The organism is Paraburkholderia aspalathi, assembly GCF_900116445.1.
Lineage (GTDB): Bacteria > Pseudomonadota > Gammaproteobacteria > Burkholderiales > Burkholderiaceae > Paraburkholderia > Paraburkholderia aspalathi.
On sequence record NZ_FPBH01000004.1, the window covers coordinates 382,225 to 397,922 of the forward strand.

Annotated in this window: 14 protein-coding genes and 1 tRNA gene; 4 read left to right on the forward strand and 11 right to left on the reverse strand. The window is 63.0% G+C overall.

Annotation, left to right across the window (positions count from 1 at the left end; genetic code table 11):
- Positions 1 to 154: 154 nt before the first annotated feature.
- Together BM438_RS09180 and BM438_RS09185 are read right to left on the reverse strand one after the other, a co-directional pair.
- Positions 155 to 1,642, reverse strand: coding sequence for an alkaline phosphatase family protein (locus BM438_RS09180; RefSeq protein ID WP_093633941.1), 1,488 nt, complete (start codon positions 1,640 to 1,642; stop codon positions 155 to 157).
- Between the two features lie 1,316 nt (positions 1,643 to 2,958).
- Positions 2,959 to 3,032, reverse strand: a tRNA-Gly gene (locus tag BM438_RS09185).
- A 398-nt stretch (positions 3,033 to 3,430) separates the two neighbouring features.
- On the opposite strand from BM438_RS09185, the gene BM438_RS46160 reads away from it, so the two are divergent.
- Both BM438_RS46160 and BM438_RS09195 read left to right on the forward strand, forming a co-directional pair.
- Complete coding sequence (locus BM438_RS46160; protein WP_244179309.1) at positions 3,431 to 3,937, forward strand: hypothetical protein; 507 nt, start codon at positions 3,431 to 3,433, stop codon at positions 3,935 to 3,937.
- Between the two features lie 7 nt (positions 3,938 to 3,944).
- On the forward strand, positions 3,945 to 5,339 hold the full coding sequence (locus tag BM438_RS09195) for a phospholipase D-like domain-containing protein (RefSeq protein ID WP_244179310.1): 1,395 nt from the start codon (positions 3,945 to 3,947) through the stop codon (positions 5,337 to 5,339).
- 515 nt (positions 5,340 to 5,854) lie between these two features.
- Here the strand turns inward: BM438_RS09195 and BM438_RS09205 are convergent.
- The 9 genes from BM438_RS09205 to BM438_RS09245 all read right to left on the reverse strand — a co-directional run bounded on the left by BM438_RS09205 (position 5,855) and on the right by BM438_RS09245 (position 14,325).
- The gene (locus BM438_RS09205; protein ID WP_093633944.1) at positions 5,855 to 6,430 is read right to left on the reverse strand and encodes a single-stranded DNA-binding protein; all 576 of its coding nucleotides are present in this window, start codon (positions 6,428 to 6,430) and stop codon (positions 5,855 to 5,857) included.
- Between the two features lie 137 nt (positions 6,431 to 6,567).
- Positions 6,568 to 7,068, reverse strand: coding sequence for a hypothetical protein (locus tag BM438_RS09210; RefSeq protein ID WP_093633945.1), 501 nt, complete (start codon positions 7,066 to 7,068; stop codon positions 6,568 to 6,570).
- A gap of 16 nt (positions 7,069 to 7,084) precedes the next feature.
- A complete protein-coding gene (locus BM438_RS09215; RefSeq protein ID WP_093633946.1) occupies positions 7,085 to 8,227 on the reverse strand; it encodes a PFL_4669 family integrating conjugative element protein in 1,143 nt (380 codons plus the stop codon).
- Between the two features lie 159 nt (positions 8,228 to 8,386).
- Complete coding sequence (locus BM438_RS09220; protein ID WP_093633947.1) at positions 8,387 to 10,030, reverse strand: hypothetical protein; 1,644 nt, start codon at positions 10,028 to 10,030, stop codon at positions 8,387 to 8,389.
- Entirely contained in the window at positions 10,027 to 10,554 is a 528-nt protein-coding gene (locus BM438_RS09225) for a hypothetical protein (protein WP_244179311.1), read from the reverse strand. Before BM438_RS09225 ends, BM438_RS09220 begins: the two co-directional genes overlap by 4 nt.
- Positions 10,535 to 11,197, reverse strand: a complete 663-nt coding sequence (locus BM438_RS09230; protein WP_093633948.1) for a hypothetical protein — start codon at positions 11,195 to 11,197, stop codon at positions 10,535 to 10,537. The genes BM438_RS09225 and BM438_RS09230 overlap by 20 nt, the downstream gene beginning before the upstream one ends.
- On the reverse strand, positions 11,197 to 13,107 hold the full coding sequence (locus tag BM438_RS09235; protein ID WP_093633949.1) for a ParB N-terminal domain-containing protein: 1,911 nt from the start codon (positions 13,105 to 13,107) through the stop codon (positions 11,197 to 11,199). Before BM438_RS09235 ends, BM438_RS09230 begins: the two co-directional genes overlap by 1 nt.
- A complete protein-coding gene (locus BM438_RS09240; protein WP_093633950.1) occupies positions 13,104 to 13,997 on the reverse strand; it encodes a ParA family protein in 894 nt (297 codons plus the stop codon). The genes BM438_RS09235 and BM438_RS09240 overlap by 4 nt, the downstream gene beginning before the upstream one ends.
- Positions 13,998 to 14,064: 67 nt before the next feature.
- Positions 14,065 to 14,325: a helix-turn-helix domain-containing protein gene (locus tag BM438_RS09245; protein ID WP_093633951.1), complete on the reverse strand. Its 261-nt coding sequence runs from the start codon at positions 14,323 to 14,325 to the stop codon at positions 14,065 to 14,067.
- Positions 14,326 to 14,458: 133 nt separating this feature from the next.
- Between BM438_RS09245 and BM438_RS09250 the strand changes: the two genes are divergently transcribed.
- Together BM438_RS09250 and BM438_RS09255 are read left to right on the forward strand one after the other, a co-directional pair.
- Positions 14,459 to 14,896: a helix-turn-helix domain-containing protein gene (locus tag BM438_RS09250; protein WP_093633952.1), complete on the forward strand. Its 438-nt coding sequence runs from the start codon at positions 14,459 to 14,461 to the stop codon at positions 14,894 to 14,896.
- Positions 14,897 to 15,047: 151 nt separating this feature from the next.
- On the forward strand, positions 15,048 to 15,260 hold the full coding sequence (locus BM438_RS09255) for a hypothetical protein (protein ID WP_093633953.1): 213 nt from the start codon (positions 15,048 to 15,050) through the stop codon (positions 15,258 to 15,260).
- The last annotated feature ends 438 nt before the right edge of the window (positions 15,261 to 15,698 follow it).

Consider the following 15,698-nt stretch of genomic DNA (forward strand, 5'->3'; position numbering starts at 1 on the left):
CTGGATACTCAAGGCGCTGGATATTCGCGCATGCTTGCGCTACTTCATAGCATTGGTTTGCGGGACAATCCAGCTTTGACCATCCACTCGCAAATTGCGGTGCCGAAAAGTCACGGCTGCGCCGCCGATCAGGTCCAGACTTTTTTGCTGTGATTCAAGCTGTCAGTGCCGTCGCGCTGTCGACGTAGGTCGTATTCCCCACACGCACCCGCTGCAGGATCTGCCGGAAATTGCCGACCGCTCCTTCGAACGTTTCTCTTCGGATGGCCGGCTGGACATACGACAAGCCGCCAAGCAGCTCGTCGAGTACGCGTCCGGACATGCTTTCCGGCGATGGAAGCCCGAGAAGGTGCAGAATGGTCGGAGCGAAATCGCAGATGCCGGTAGGGACAGCCGAGATACGAGTTTCAGTTGTGAACGCGGAACCCGCAACGATGCCAACAGCGGCCATTTCTTTCGGATGCAGGCCGCCATGGACGCCGAGGCCTGGACGCCGATTATTGTCATAAAAGGTGCCACCGACGAGACCGAAACAATCCACGTCGTCGTCTGCACGGAAGGAGAAGGAAACGTCCGGCGCGCGAGCGTGATCCAGAAACGCGAGATGATTGCCAAGGCTGCCAGGCGCAATGCCTTCTGTCTCATTCTTCGCGCGGGCAAAGACCGGACCGCACCACCGCTCACTCGTGATGGCTGCCACGAGGCGGGAGACCTGCCTGTCGCTGGGCTCGGCCAGGTAAAGCGCCCCCACCTGTCCCGGCACGACCACGACGTCAACATCGGGCGCGGGCGCAGTGCCAGGTTTGAAGCCTGCATCGCGAAGGGTGTCGCTCACTGACACGCGGGAATGGCCAGTGATGTGGCCGTGGTCGGAAATAGCCACGAGTTGCACGCCGCGGGCCCGGCCCTCCGTCTCCCACCAGTCCAACACACGGCCGAACTGGCGATCGGAGTGCCCGATGATGCGTAGCGTTGCCTCAGCACCCGTTCCATGGAAATGCGAAGTGACGTCCGGCTCGCCGTAAGCAAGAATCGCGACGTCTGGCTGGTATTTGGGCCACACCACTTCGAGAAAGGCAGACGTGATCCAGTCCTGACCGGCGGCATCGGGCTCCGTCTTAGGGGGTTCCGGCGGAAGAGGTCCGACCCGCGCCTCGACCTCAGCCAGAACGTCGTTCGGCGCACACGCCTCGCGGAAATGGCCGGACAGTCGGACATGGCCATAGTCTTCCGCTTTGTGGTGAAACAGGCGCGTAGTCCCGGGCGTATTTGTCGACAGTACGGCCAGACTGCGCCCGGCCGCAGCCAGGATCTCGCCAAGCGACGGCACCGACATCAGCCGCCCTCCGCTGTCCAGGTCGAGCTGGCGTAGCAGAACTGCGTCGCCCGTATCGAGGTAGCGCGGCGGCGTAACGGAACGATCGACGTACTTGTTACCAACCATGCCGTGTCGACCGGTCGTCGCGCCAGTAACGAAGCTCGGGAAGCCCGTACGTGTCTCGCTCGGGTAGACCGTGCGATGACTCCCCAATGTGACACCCATTTGCTGCAAACGATGCAGGTTAGGGGTTAAGTGCGGAGATATCAGATCGGGCCGAAGGCCATCAAAACTCACTACCAATACAGACTTCTTACTTTCCACAATTAAACCTTTTCTCTTTTGATGCGGTGTCGTGGCGGCGCCTCAAGGGCACAGAAGCAACGTTGCAGAGCCTCTCCACTTCCGTCAATGAGCATCACGCAAAACTGTCATACCGGCCAGTAACACAACACAGATGAGCGCTTCCTCGATGGGGAACATGTCACGAGCCACGCGATCCACGCCCCGCAGCCGATGCTGTAACCCAGGACCCGCTATCGACAGCTATGCCGTCCCCGTAGCACGGGTTCGCCCGTATGGCGTGGCCATCGCGAAAACACAGTGGTCTGCGGCTATCGGATGGCATTTACCCGAGCGCGCAACTCTCGCAATTCCCAGCGTTGGATTGTCGGTTTGAATGGCGGCACGGATATGACAGGCATCGCAAAATGCGATGGTTTCACACTAAAATGTGATGAGGAAACGCATTATTCAAGATTCGCCCCCTTGAAAAAGCGGACCACGCCGACGAATTGCGTCAACAGTCATTCTGCCGCCGGATCTGCACCTGGGGTCGAAACGGCAAAAGAGTCCCCTTTTGTCACTCGTCCCTGCACCTGCCGATTAGGTGCTCGTTTGACTTCATCAAAAGACGATTCAAAATAAGAACACGACATAACACGAGCCGGATCGAGTACTTGACCTTGGCCGCAGCGAATCCTACACAGCGACGGGAGCGAGACGACCGGCACCGCAGGAACTGACCAGCGAAGTCTTCGCACTCGATTTGCACTCCTATGATTTTTCATCCGCGACGATCCAACCCGTATCACTCTTATTATTCAATTCCTCCCGAAATTTTTGTGAACCGAAATGAGCAGGTTGGTCCAGTTCGCTCTCTCATGGGAATGCCTGATGCCAGCGGCAGCTCGCGCGCACAGGGCTCGGTCATGCTGTACAGGACCACGATCCCATCGCGGTGGTGACACCTTCGCGGCCCAGCCGTACTGTAACGACAACACCCACAACTGGATCCGTAACAACAACGCGGTCAAGTCAGAGCGTCACTATGACGGTCGCAGGTCTGGCGGGCTCTACGGCTTTGATGCGGCAGGCGACTGTGTCGACAGTCGTGCGTACAGCTTGGGGGCGTCATACAGGTTCGGAGGATTGACCGTTGCCTCTGTCTACCGCCAGTTGAACAATCGCGGATCGTCCAGGAAAGTGAGTGGCGCAGTGGCAAGCACAGACTCGGCGTTTTATGCATCGCTTCAGCGCACCGGGGTGCCGGCGTCAATTACGCATTCAGTTCGGGTGCTGCTGCCGCAGTTGTCAGCCAGACCCAACTGAGCCGACCCAGCCGGTCTACGGCTGCGTGATGGAGCGGGTGAAGGGAATCGAACCCTCGTCGTAAGCTTGGAAGGCTTCTGCTCTGCCATTGAGCTACACCCGCGCGGCACGCATTCTCGCACAGCTAACGGCTGGCGACAGGCATCAGAAGCACTTTCCTGAAATCGGACAAACGCGAGCACCGCAGCGCATCTGCGTCGTCGCTGCCATCACGTGCGTCACCGCGACGATCGGAAAAGCATCCGGCATCTTCACAAGTCGACCAGTCAACGGTGCGAAGAAGCCCGTACCCGGCAGATGGATCGATACCAACCGCCCGGCCGTGTACCTGCCAACAATCCGGCCAGCCGCGCGCGAGGTGCGCTGACTCGCGGCGGCGGCACTGCATCCTGAATCACAAAGCACCTTCCGGGTTGTCACAAATGCATCATCGGCCGCGCTCACGATGCAACGGGTGGTGGCCCCAGAGCCGCTGCCAGGAACAACCACCAGGAGATCATCATGTCCGTCATCCGATCCGCCAGGGCTTACGCCAACAATGCTGTCGCTTACGTCGCATGGTCCGTCGAACAGGTCATTGCCGAGTGTCTTGGATTCGAAATCACCCGCATTTATGCAGACGGAACCGAACGTCCACTGGCTGCGTGGGTTGCCTTTGAAGGCCAGTCCAACCCCGACTGGGTGCCGCAGACCACGTCGGTCTGGCCTGTACAGAAATTCACCTGGCGCGACCTTACCGTGCGGCAGCGCCGTGATGAAGCCAGTCTGCGCCCGGCAGACCCCATTGTGAAATACCGCGTCCGCCCGGTGGCCCGCATGCGCGACGGATTGCAACCCGTCCCGGCACCAGCAGTGGCGCAGTACACGGGCGCCCCGCTGCCACTCGGTTATCTTGATGAGGGCATCGAGACGGGCGATATCAAGGTCACCAGCGACTTCGGCGAGATTCACGCCGCATTCAACAGCGGGATCCTCTCCACGCAGTGGCTTAGCCACGCAGTGGCTTAGCCACGCAATGGAAAAGACGCTCGGTCATGTGCCGACCAAAGGCGATGTAAAGGACGAGATCGTCAAAGTGGATAGCCCGATTCGCGCCTACCTGGCGGGCGACCTTCCAGATCTGGTCCAGGGCCTCTTCGATCGCCTCCACGGAGGCGGTGAGCTCTATCTCGCGCTTTATGAACTGACCGACCCGTTGCTACGACAGCTGATCGTCGAGCATGCGCCCAATGTACATCTCATTCTGTCGAACTCCAGCTTCGACAAGACCACCAAGGCCTGGGACACCGAGAACGATCTGGCCCGCAAGAAGTTGCACGAAGTCGGCCTTGCGGAGATGCACGACCGCATGTTCAACAACAATGGCCATATCGGGCACAACAAGTTCGCCGTCTATGTAGACCAGCGTGGCCAGCCCCAGGCGGTGCTCTCAGGCAGCCTGAACTGGACAGAGAACGGATTGTGCGCCCAGAGCAACAACAGCTATGTGGCCGGGCACCCGGAGCTTGCTACGCAGTTTCTGCAGTACTGGAACGACCTGCGCGACGACACCGGCCATTTCGAGGAGCCACAGCCCAGCTCGGCGCCGGCGCGCAATGTACAGGGCGCGCAACTGCGCAGCGCCAACGCCGGGGCGCTGCCGGCAGTCACCCTCGATGCGGGTGCGCTGCGGCTGTGGAGGTCGCCCAATACGCGGCAGGCCAACAAGCCGTCCAGCAACCCGGCCTTGCCGCCCGATCTTAACGAGGTGTACGGTTTCATCCGTAACGCAAGGCAGGCAGTCTTTTTCGCCGTCTTTCTGCCCAGCGTGAGAGGTGCGACCAGTATCGTGCAGGAAGCAATCGACATGGGCCGCAAGGACACCAATCTGCTGGTGTACGGCGCCATCAGCAGCCCGATGGCGATGCCGAACTACATCAGCCCGCAGGATCGCGCCGACGGCGGCGACGATGACAGTAGCGACGCCCAGGACAGTCACTACCAGCCTTCGCTCTTCGAAGAAAGCGGCGTGCACATCGTGCGAGCGAACGCGCTCAACTCAGGTGACATCACGGGCAACTTCGAGCGCGAACTGCTCAGCGCCGGCAACGCCATCATTCACGACAAGATCCTGGTGATCGACCCGCTCTCCGAAGACGGATGCGTCGTCGTCACGGGTAGCCACAACCTGGGCTACAAGGCCTCGTACGCCAACGACGACAACCTCGTCATCGTGCGCCGAAACCCGCAACTGGCACAGGCGTACATGGTGCATGTGCTGGATCTCTACGAACACTACCGTTTCCGCGGCGTCCAGGCGGAACTCAAGCACGAGGGCAAGCGCCCGTGGAGCGGCTTTCTGCACACCGACGCGGGCTGGCAAAATCCCGCGAGCATTGAGGCCCCATCCCTCGCGCACTATCTCGGTTGAGAGTTGGAACGACCGGGCGCACGTCCCGATGATGGCGTCTGTGCGCCCGGCGGTGCGAGTCCGTCATCCAATGACACGCTGGAAATGGCCACACGAGGTTCTGACGTAACGCATTTACGCGCCCGTGGCGTTCGGGCAGGCGATGCGGCGGTCTGGCGGGCGTTGGCTGCGTCATCACCCGAACACGGTCTGGTCACACAGCAGAAAGCGGCAGGCCGGACCTGACGCCGCATGCTGGGGACAATGAATCTCGACGGTCGCCGTAGGGCGCCCTGCCCCGAAACGACCACCCTGTGAGACGCGGACGCGCCATCCGCGAAAGCACGCGACAAAAGGTTCGTGCCGCGCGACGGCCAAGCCTTCGGATACAAGCGCGCGCAGCATCCGTTCTTCTTCGATATCCGCTATGACGGGACATGCGCTGCCGTTCGTGGCCGCGTCCCCCCGCGAAGCCCGGGAATACCGCCGCGGCTCGACGCACGAACGGGAACTGCAGCGGCAACAATCAGGGTGCGTCATTGCGCTTGGGTCCGCGCAGCCCGGCGCGAACGCCGGCTGGCAGAATGGGAGGAGCTGCCGTCAGATTCCGGGGAGTCCGATGGTGGCGCATCGTCCTCGATGGCCTCGGCCCGCGGCGTGTCACCGTTGTCCGGATCGTCCGGCCCGGCTGCACCCTGGTCGTGCGACGAACCATCCGGAGTTTCTGCTTCACGTGTCTGCCGCGCCCGATACACGACCTGGTCGATCCGCACGAGGTTGAGCGAGATGGACTCGGCGTCGATATGCGCGCCGGCGTCCGCCTCGTTGTCGCGGGTGACCCAGGGACTGACATAAAAGTCGCCGCGCACGACAACGCTCGCACCGGTGCGGATGTGCTGCAGCACACGCTCGGTAAGGCGCTCGTTCCAGATGGTCACGTCGACGGGAAATGTCCGCTCTTCGCGCTGCTCCAGCGTGCCGTCCTCAAGCCGCCGGTAACTGGCGGACATGACGCGCAACTCGACAATGCGGCGCGTGCCGCTCGCGGTATTGACCTGTTTCATTGTCGGCGACACCAGCACGTTGCCGACCAGTTCTGCATAGATGCCCATTGCGAAACTCCGTTCATCAAGGGATTGCCCCTGTAATTCGAACATTCGAACGCGCTGTCCACTACCTGCTGTTCTGTTCGGCCGCTCTGCGTCAGCCTGATGGCCTCAATCACGCCACGACGGGACCCGCGCCTGTCTCAGCGCTCATCGGTCCGTCGAAACTTGACCGTGCCGTGCTCCAGGTACATGGCAAGCTGACTCGCCGCATAACGGAACACCGACTCCAGTGCATTAAGCTCTTTCGCGCGCGCATTGCACTGCTGCAGATAGGTGCGTAGCGGCGCCGGGATGCGGTTGAAACAGCCCTTCACACGATGCCAGCCGACCGCATGCGGCTCGCCGCGCATGAACCAGTCGAGCCGGTGGCGCGTTGCGCCACTCGCGAGCGCAATGCGTAAGCAGCGAAGCGACACGTCGAGCCTGGCGGTCGCACTCTCCAATGCCAGCGTCTGCATTTCCGTTACCGTCTCGTCGAGCCAGTGCTCGTATGAACGCAGCAGCACGCGTATCCCGGCGTCGCCCGCGATCCGCGACACGGGTAGCGCCATCGCAGGCTCGCCCCTGGCCGGCGCCTTGCGCTCGCCCTTACCCTTAAAGGCCTTTGAACGTTGATCCAGATCCGAAGGTCGGTCAGTCATTGCCGCAGTCCTCGCATCACTGGACCAGCGCCGCTGCCGCAGCGTCCGCGACCGCATCGTCCCCGGACAGCGGCACAGTGTCGAGCAGACGCAGTTCCGCGTCCGACAGGCGGCTCACGCGCCGCCGGCTGTGGCGCGGTTCGTGCGCGCCGGTGAAGACATCGCGCGGCAACACACCGAGCAGTGCGCGGGCGGCTTCAACGCGCTGGCGTGCGGCAGTATCCGCATTCGGCAGGAAGTCGATGCGCGAAAGCGGCAGCAGTTCGGCGCGCGTGAGCACGCGCTGGCAGTGCACCGCGAAATGGAACACGGACAGGCACCGGTGTCTGGCCGACCCGATGCGCCGGAAGCCCTCGGTCGACGACATCAGATCGCGCAGTACCGCGGAGCGCACGAGGCGCACCAGATAGTCGAGTTCGACCAGCAGCATGACGATCATGTAGCCGTACGGCGAGCCGAAGCCGAGTGAGACCTGTGCGGGTTCGCGCGATTGCAGCACCGAGTACTCCAGGCCTTTGTCGCGCGCGGCATCCAGCAACTGGCGGGCATGCTGCTGCTCGAGTTCGTTCGCACGCCGGATACCGGCGATCCGCTCGGCGATCTCGATGAGCTTCCAGTCCGCGTACGGATTGTCGTTGCCCGACAGTGACCACAACGCACGCAGCGAAGCGGCCACGCGGCGGCCGCCCGCCATCGGATGTCCCTGTTCTCCCGGCGCGATTGATCGGCCGAGAAAAAGCCGCATCGCGTCCCGCGTGTGCAGCCGCATGCGGTCCGCGCCATCACTGCCGAGCTGGCCGATGCGGCTAATCTCCTGCGCCTCGTGCGGGCGCACCAGTGAATCGCTGCCCTGTCGCAGCGCGTGCGTCTCGCGCATGTGGTTCAGCGCGTCTTCGCGTTCGAGAAACAGCTGATATCGGCTGAACAGTGGATCGGCCGGATCAGGATCGTCTTCAGCGATCAGGTGCGCGAGGACCGCGCGTTCCGCGTCGAGGTCGTAGCCGTCGGCGAAGGGCGACGATGCGGAACGCGAGAAGGCATCAACAGAGGGATCAGCAGCGTGACCAGCAGAGAGATCAGCAGAGAGATCAGCAGCGGGATCAGCCGAGGCATCAGCAGCGGGATCAACATGATCATGATGGGCAGATGAGGTGTCCATGGACGGGCTCCTAGAAACAGATAGTCGGTGACCGGAATGGCGAGTGCTGCGGTGTGACCCGGGGTAACACGGCGCGCGTGAGGGTAGCCGGCCAGGTTGGCTGTTACCCGGGGTAACAGCAGCACGTTGCAATGCGCGTCGCACAGACGATAAAGTCCGTCACGCATGACAGCCCACCCGATGCGCGGGGCGATGCGCGGGTCGATGCGTTGGTCGATGCGCGATCCCGGCACGCAGTGCATCCCGGATTGCCGCCAGATGACGACACGCGGTTTCGCGCGTTGACACAGGCAAACCAGTCGGGTCCTGCGGGCTGTGCGACGCCGCGATCGCGCCCTCGCCTGGCCCTGCCTGCCGGCGCGCCGCCCGTTCGAGATGCGCCCTTGTGGGCATGAACTCGCCGGCGAGATAGCGGCGCACGAGACCTGCGATGTAGGCGACGGGCAGTTGCACCGGCTGATGCCGGTGACCTGCCGCCATCTCGTCGAGCAGCAACTGCCGGTCCGCAACAGGAATCCGCGCGAGGTGCGAGGCGATCAATGACCGCTCGCCCAGACTAACCATCGCTGGCCAGGACAGCGGACCATCGTCGTTGCCGCCGGTTGTTCGCGGCGAAATCGAACCGCCCACGACAACCACCGTCGGCCCATGGCCCGGCGAATAGCCGTCGCTTGGGGTTGTCGTAGTCCGGTATGTAATCCTTCCGTATACGCGCGCGTCTGGAACGCACGTTTCCCGCCATCGGTAACGGATCAAACCCGCCCACCACATCACAGTTGCGGCAGCATTCGCGTCCAGTCCTGCCTCCAGTGGGGGACTTCCAGTTGGCGAGTTCGGGTGCGCACGTGTGCCCGCACCGACGGGCGGCAGGTGGACCGGTTCGCTTACTGGCGTTATGAATGACGCGCTGAACGGCGCACTGAACGGCGCACCCTCGTCCTGGCTGTTACCCGGGGTAACAGCCAGCGGTCTGGATGCCGCAGCGCCCTCTTCTTCATGCAGACTCTGCGCGAGCAGGCGTTTGCGCGTCGCCAATCGCTCGCGCATATCGCCGCGCGACGCAAGGCGCTCAAGCTGGCGTTTCAGTTCGCCCGCATTGACCTGGGTGAACACACGTCGACCGGTGCACTGGCGCATGAACTCGCGAATCAGCCCCTGGCGCACGAGCCGCGCTCTCGCATTGTCAAGCTGACGCCGGTTAAGTCCCAGCGTGCGTTGCCATTCTCCGGCCGTGTGCGTGAACCAGGTACATTGCCGGTCGGCCTCACGGCGCTGCAACTGCACCATGCGCGAGAGCAGTAGCGCGGCATTCACGTTGCCGACGAGATCAGCAAGAATACGTCGGTACGCGACAGTCGGTCCCAGCAACGCGTCACCTGCGAACGGGTCCGCCCGCATCGCTTCGATCGATGCCGGAAGCTGCACGGCCATTGCACAGGTCGCGCGAACGGCGGTCGAGATAGCGTCGACCTCCAGCCGGTAATGCATGCGCGCGGGCTGGCCACCCCGCCATTCGCTCACCAGATTCAGATCCCGCAGGCGCCGCCGCGCATTCTCCTGCTCCTCGCGCGAGAGGCCCGTCTCGAGCAGCCAGTGTTCGCGGGTCTTGTGGACCCAGCCGCCGTTGGTCTCAACGTCGCGCCCGCGTCGCGTCCAGTACACCAGTTGCGAGAGCAGCAGCGCCTGCTTTGGATGCCCGGTGATGCGGGCCATGCGCGTGCCGAAAGCGATGGGCCGGTGCGGCCTGAGCAGAATCCACATGGTTTCGAACTCGGTGATATAGGGATGGCAGCCGGGCATCATGAGTCGATCTCCTCCGGCTGCTCCGGGTGCTTTGGCTGCTCCGGGTGCTTCGGCTGTTGCGCTTGGTCCGGACGGTCGGGACGTACGGGCGGCCAGACGATATGGGCGGTGCGCTCCTGGGCCTTGCGCTGAAGCAGCGCAAGCACGGCCGGCCAGAGGATGCGGAACTCATCGGCTGACAGCGCCTTTCGCCGGCGGTGCGCGATGAGGCCTTTCGATCGGAGCAGTCGCCGCGCGGCGCGCTGCTGCGGCTCAGTGAGTGCCAGTCGTCGCGCAAACTCATCAGGCGTGATCTGCAGCCAGGCATGCTGCCGCCCGTTTTCGCTTTCAACCGTCGACAGTTCCGTGAGCATGGCGGCCGCGGCGAGGTCGCCGCAGATCTCGACGAAACAGCGGTCGATCGTGATCGGCACGTCGAGCATCGAGAGAACCATTTCGGTCTCGGCAGGCGGCAGCCCGGGTGAATCGTCCCAGGTCTTGCCGGGCAGCAGGTTGCCCTGCGGATCAAGTCGCATGTCGTACATGGTCACACTCCTGGTGGGAAGAAGACGGGTGACGGTCTCCGGTGTCGGCGTCGAGTGCCGCGAAAAGCGTCGCGAGCGACCATCGCCCGTCACATTGCTCATGCAGCACCAGATAGCGTTCGCGCAGGTCGCCGATCTCTTTGAGACGTGCCCACGCATCGAACAGTTGATCCATCCCGGAGCGCGACAGCGCGCGGGGTTTCGTCGGCGCGAGAACATTGAGTTCGGCTCGCAGCTGCGTGATCGTTGCGCGCGTGGCCGTGCGGAAGAACCTGCGGATCATCGGAATGCTGGCCTGCCGCTCCACAAAGGCGCGCAACAGATCCTGGTCGCGCCACTGCCGCTCGATCAGCTCGCAGCGACGCTGCAACGCGCCCGCATCCACAAAGACACGCAATGCACCAGCGCCCAGCAGATCGCGCGCGAGTGCGGATGAACGGGCATCGCCGAGCACACGCCGGATTCCGTCCGGCAACCGGTCTGTCAGCGATGTCCGCTGGCGCGACGCTGTTTCACATGAAACTTCGGCTTCCTGAATGCCCGTAGCGATGTACCGATCTGTCACGCAGGCGCACGCAATCAGCTCAAGCAGCGCGATGCGTTCGAGCGCTTCGCTCTCCAGTCGCAGGAAGGCGGTGTCCATCACGGCCCTCCCCGCTGAAGACGCTGGTCCGCACCGGGCTCGGGCCAGCGCGCGGGCGTAAAGCGTTCGGGATACGCGGCACGGAATGCGCGCGCCGCGCCAATGACCTCGCCCCACCACTGACCGATCGGGTGATCGGGATTGAGCATCACGTCGAACATCACGTCCATGCGATCAGCGAGCAACGGCTCGCCGACGCTCGCGTCACAGGTGCGGTTCCACGTCTCGTCATCGCGGGCCATGTGTGCGAAGCGGCTGTCGGGCGGCACGCGTGTGACGCCGGTGGCGCTGTTTTGCCGTGAAAGGCTCACGAGCCACCACCAGCCGAGATACCGGTTGAGCATCTCCTCGTTACGCTGCGCGTCGGCATCGGGCGAGGAACCGGATGAGAAACCGGGCGATGAACCGGATGAGAGGCCCGGCGACGAATCAGGCGACGAATCAGGCGACAAATCAGGCGACAAATCGGGCGACGAATCGGGCGAAAAGCGCGGTCTGCCCGGCGGCGGTGGCTCGACCATGAATCCGTACGGCAGCCCTGGCGCATCGCGCACGCAGCCATCGAGACCACAGGTCCGCGCGAAAACCAGCACCGCCTCCCGGAAAAGCTCACCCTGGGTTGAAGGCGACGCAGCCTGCGGTCCGCTGTCCTGATGACCTTCATCGGTCACCCGTGTGAACGTGCCGTCCTGTGCCCGTTGCGGGCCATCGGGCGGTACGTCTGACCCGTCAGGTTGTTTCCCTACGGCGGCCCGGTGCGACACTGCCCCATCCGCGCCCGGCGTGGCGCGCGATTGTTGATCGGCGCCTGATGCCAACACAGCCGACGCGGCCGATGGAGCCGACGAAGCCGACGAGGCCGAGGGATCTGGCGTTGCCCCTGCACGATCCGCGTCGAGAATCGGTGTGACCGATAAAGGTTCAGGTCGTTCGCCTGGCATGCCACCGAGTTCACGTAGCGCATCACCCGTGGCATCCGGGACGCGCTCGAACAGATGACACATCCGGTCCAGGGCGTCGCGCGGCACGCCGAGTTCGCCCGCGAGCCGTTGTCTCAGTCCATCGACCAGTTGCGCGGCATCAAACGGCGTGGTCCGCGCCAGCGTACCGGCCGCATCCGGGTTGTCCGGATTGCACCGGGCGGCGATGCCGGTCAGTTGCGGGTCGATCACCCGCGTCTGCAGCCAGTGATCGTCGAAGCCGAGGCGGCGTACGAGACGCAGTAGCATGCCGATGCCAGGCTGGATCACATCGACGAGCGCGCGCCGGCTCAGGTACACCGTGGCCGGCCCCAGGGCCGACAGGCGGTCGATCGCGAACTGGAAGAGTGCGAGCAGCACATGACTCACCGGCGCCCCCTCCTGTTCGAGCAGCCGCGAGAACTCACGTAACGACAGCGTCTCGCCCCGCCCGGCTTCCAGATCTGCCCTGAGCGCAAGATAGCCGTTCGCCCTGTCCCAGAAACAGAGGTCGGCGCGCTGGTCGTTCTCGCGCAGGTGGGCCGCCAGCAGCTTCGGCTCGCCCGGATACGGCACGCAGACGAAGTCGTAGTAAAGGAAGCGCTGGTCGCGCGTTTCGTCGTAAAGGGCCGTCGCTGCGGTCACGCGCGAATTGCCGCCCTTCGCCACCACGTAACGCGTCTCGCCAGGACGGCGGGTCACCGTCACGATCTGTTCGATACCGTTCGCGCGGATCGACTCCTTGAGCTCAACGATGCGCTCATGCGATGCCCGCCGTGGATTGCGCTCGTAGACCATCACATCGAGGATCCTGAGCCGGATCACCGAGGTGAGCTGCGGTTCGGGCGTCCGGGCGGCTGGGGGCGGCACGTCCAGGCGCTGCGCGGCGAGCGCCTCGTGCGCCTCGTGCGCCTCGCGCACCCCACCGAGCGGGTTTGCTGACACGCTCATGCGAGCGCCTCCTGCCCGACGTCGCCGACCCGGATGTTGACCGTACCGACGTCGACCATCGCACGTCGCGGTGACCCGGTATACACATTCGCCAGCGACGGGAACAGTTCCCATGCGAGACGGTGCATGACGTTCCAGGCGGAATTGTCGAACCGGCGGCGACGATCGAAGTCGTGCACGGGAATGCGCGCCGTCGCCGCGGCCGCATAGGCGGCCGCTGACGGGATCACGGTGTCGAGGACCCGGACTTTCGGATGCCCGGCAAACCGCTGCCGCAGTACGGCCGCAAGTGCCCGCGCATTGGTGGTGCGTTCGTGCGCATTGATCAGCGTAAGCAGGTCGCCGGAACGGAAGGATTCGCCGAAGTCGGCCAGCCGGTTCAGCTCATCGAGCATCGCGATCGTGCCCGTGGCGAACTCCCCGGCACTGAGTGCATCCGGCTTCACGGGCGACACCATGAGGTCGGCGGCCATCGCCGCGGACTTCTGCAGTTCGCCCACCGCACCCTGTGTATCGATCAGCACCACGTCATACGGCTCGATCAGCGGGCTGCGCATTGCGCGGCGAAGGATCATCAGGCGATCCTCGCGGCGGTTCAGCCACGCCTGCAGTGCTGCATCGGGCGTATCGGAGTAGACGAGATCAAGATTCGAGAAAATCGTGCGACTGATGCAGTCGATCGACGGATTGCCGCCTGAGGTCACGACAGCGCTCAGAGCCTGCGGTGAACGGTACTGGACGGGAAAGAACCTGCTTAGACCCGGCTGGACATCGGCATCGATCGCGAGCACCTTCAGGCCGAAGGCTGCGAGCAGGCCGCCCAGATTGGCGGCGACGGTCGTCTTACCGACGCCGCCTTTGGTGGAGACGAAGGAGATAACTACCGGCACGGTGGGATGTCCAGGACAGCATCATCGCTTGAGTGGAAATTCAGTTAATGAAACAGAATTTGTGTCGCTAGGTCGGGTCGTAAGCCGGCCCATGTGGATCAGGATCTGGCGCCTCATTGGCGTCGCCAGCGGTCCCGTTCTCGCCAGAGCGCGTGAGTTGCGAGGCAATCCACTTTTCATACTCGTCAGCGGGAAAAAGACGACGGCGCCCCACGCGGATTGACGGTGGCATCGGCAGCCCGAGCGTGAGCCGGTTGCGTGCAGTCGCTGGCGCGATATGCAGCTCGCGCGCAATCTCTTCCAGCGTGTAAAACCGCCTGCCCGTCATTTTCCCTTCACGACGCGTCGACGCATCATGTCTCCAGAAAGCGCCCGTTTAATCCAGGTACGTCCAGACTTGTCCATTACTCAATTGTTCCTATAATCAAGGCACAAGATCACTCTAGGAATGTGAGACAGACATGTCAAGCACCACGGATCACGGGGACTACCATCAGCGTGTCGCGCAGGTGCGCGAACACCTCGGCCTGTCGCAGGACAGGATGGCCCGGCAGCTCGGCCTTTCCCTGCGTGCCTATGCGAATTACGAGCGCGGCGAGCGTGCGGTACCGGTCGAACTGCTGCGCGCAATCTACGAGCAGTTCTCAGTCGATCCCGTCTGGCTGATGACGGGTGACGGCAACATGATTCTCGACCGTGATGTGCACTACCGGCTCGACCAGAAGACGCTCGACAGCGTGCTGCTCGCCGTCGCGCGCATCGAGCAGCGTCTTGATGTGCCGCTCGACGCGAAGAAAAAGGCGCGACTCATTGGGCTGCTCTACGAGCAGTGCCAGTTGCTAGGCGAGAGTGCCGAGCAGATCCTGAAGGACTCGCGCATCAGTCGTCTCGCACGCTGATTGCGGTCAGTGATTGCGCTCAGGTCAACGACGAGAACAATTCTGCAATCATGCCCGTCGATCATCGTTCCAACATTAATCTTCAGACATAGCGCTTTTTGACGCATGCGTGAAAGCGCCTGTGATATCGCCATCGGTCGTGGAGAAAGGAATGGGACGCCGGGAAGAAATCAGCAAGGAACTGGACGAACTGGCCATCGAGATTGAGAAGGACGCGCTGCTTGCCCGTGGCAGGCAGGCCGCAAAAATCGCTTTGGTACCCGAAACGCATATCCGTCTTGAGCTCGTCATTGAACAGCACCCGCCCACCAGCGTGCAGATCTGTATCTCGACGGAGCCGGCCGACGATGGCGCACCTGCATAGCGCCGCGCGTTCTGTTCGTGGCACCGGCCGGCCCGCTGATTCCTGAAAAATCCTGCGGCCCGTTGATCGATTCTCCGCGCGGAATATGGCGCATCGTCACGTGACGGAGCCTCCTTTCGCGGAGTCGATGAGGGGACCCAGTTGACGCCATGACCGTGGTTTAGAGCAAGAACGCCTGTGACCATCTTCATCGCGAAGCACCGCGTTATCCCGGGATCCATACAGGGCACCTGACGATAGAGCGCCCAGACTGACGCTGTAACGCACACGCGCCCTGTCTCTTCAGTCCTTCTTCAAGGCGCGCTCCGCGATGTTGCGTGAGGTTGCGTGAGGTTGCGTGATAGAGCGGGACGTTTCGCAGTCCTGCCTGGCATTTGTATTTGTCGCGTGCGTCCGATACCCGCGGCGTCGCGCATGTTCTCCACCCGATCATACCCG

Bases quoted from the DNA above. Each gene is read 5' to 3' on its own strand.
- BM438_RS46160 (WP_244179309.1), top strand. From the start codon at position 3,431: ATGTCCGTCATCCGATCCGCCAGGGCTTACGCCAACAATGCTGTCGCT.
- BM438_RS09195 (WP_244179310.1), top strand. From the start codon at position 3,945: ATGGAAAAGACGCTCGGTCATGTGCCGACCAAAGGCGATGTAAAGGAC.
- BM438_RS09205 (WP_093633944.1), bottom strand. From the start codon at position 6,430: ATGGGCATCTATGCAGAACTGGTCGGCAACGTGCTGGTGTCGCCGACA.
- BM438_RS09210 (WP_093633945.1), bottom strand. From the start codon at position 7,068: ATGACTGACCGACCTTCGGATCTGGATCAACGTTCAAAGGCCTTTAAG.
- BM438_RS09215 (WP_093633946.1), bottom strand. From the start codon at position 8,227: ATGGACACCTCATCTGCCCATCATGATCATGTTGATCCCGCTGCTGAT.
- BM438_RS09220 (WP_093633947.1), bottom strand. From the start codon at position 10,030: ATGATGCCCGGCTGCCATCCCTATATCACCGAGTTCGAAACCATGTGG.
- BM438_RS09225 (WP_244179311.1), bottom strand. From the start codon at position 10,554: ATGTACGACATGCGACTTGATCCGCAGGGCAACCTGCTGCCCGGCAAG.
- BM438_RS09230 (WP_093633948.1), bottom strand. From the start codon at position 11,197: ATGGACACCGCCTTCCTGCGACTGGAGAGCGAAGCGCTCGAACGCATC.
- BM438_RS09235 (WP_093633949.1), bottom strand. From the start codon at position 13,107: ATGAGCGTGTCAGCAAACCCGCTCGGTGGGGTGCGCGAGGCGCACGAG.
- BM438_RS09245 (WP_093633951.1), bottom strand. From the start codon at position 14,325: ATGACGGGCAGGCGGTTTTACACGCTGGAAGAGATTGCGCGCGAGCTG.
- BM438_RS09250 (WP_093633952.1), top strand. From the start codon at position 14,459: ATGTCAAGCACCACGGATCACGGGGACTACCATCAGCGTGTCGCGCAG.
- BM438_RS09255 (WP_093633953.1), top strand. From the start codon at position 15,048: ATGGGACGCCGGGAAGAAATCAGCAAGGAACTGGACGAACTGGCCATC.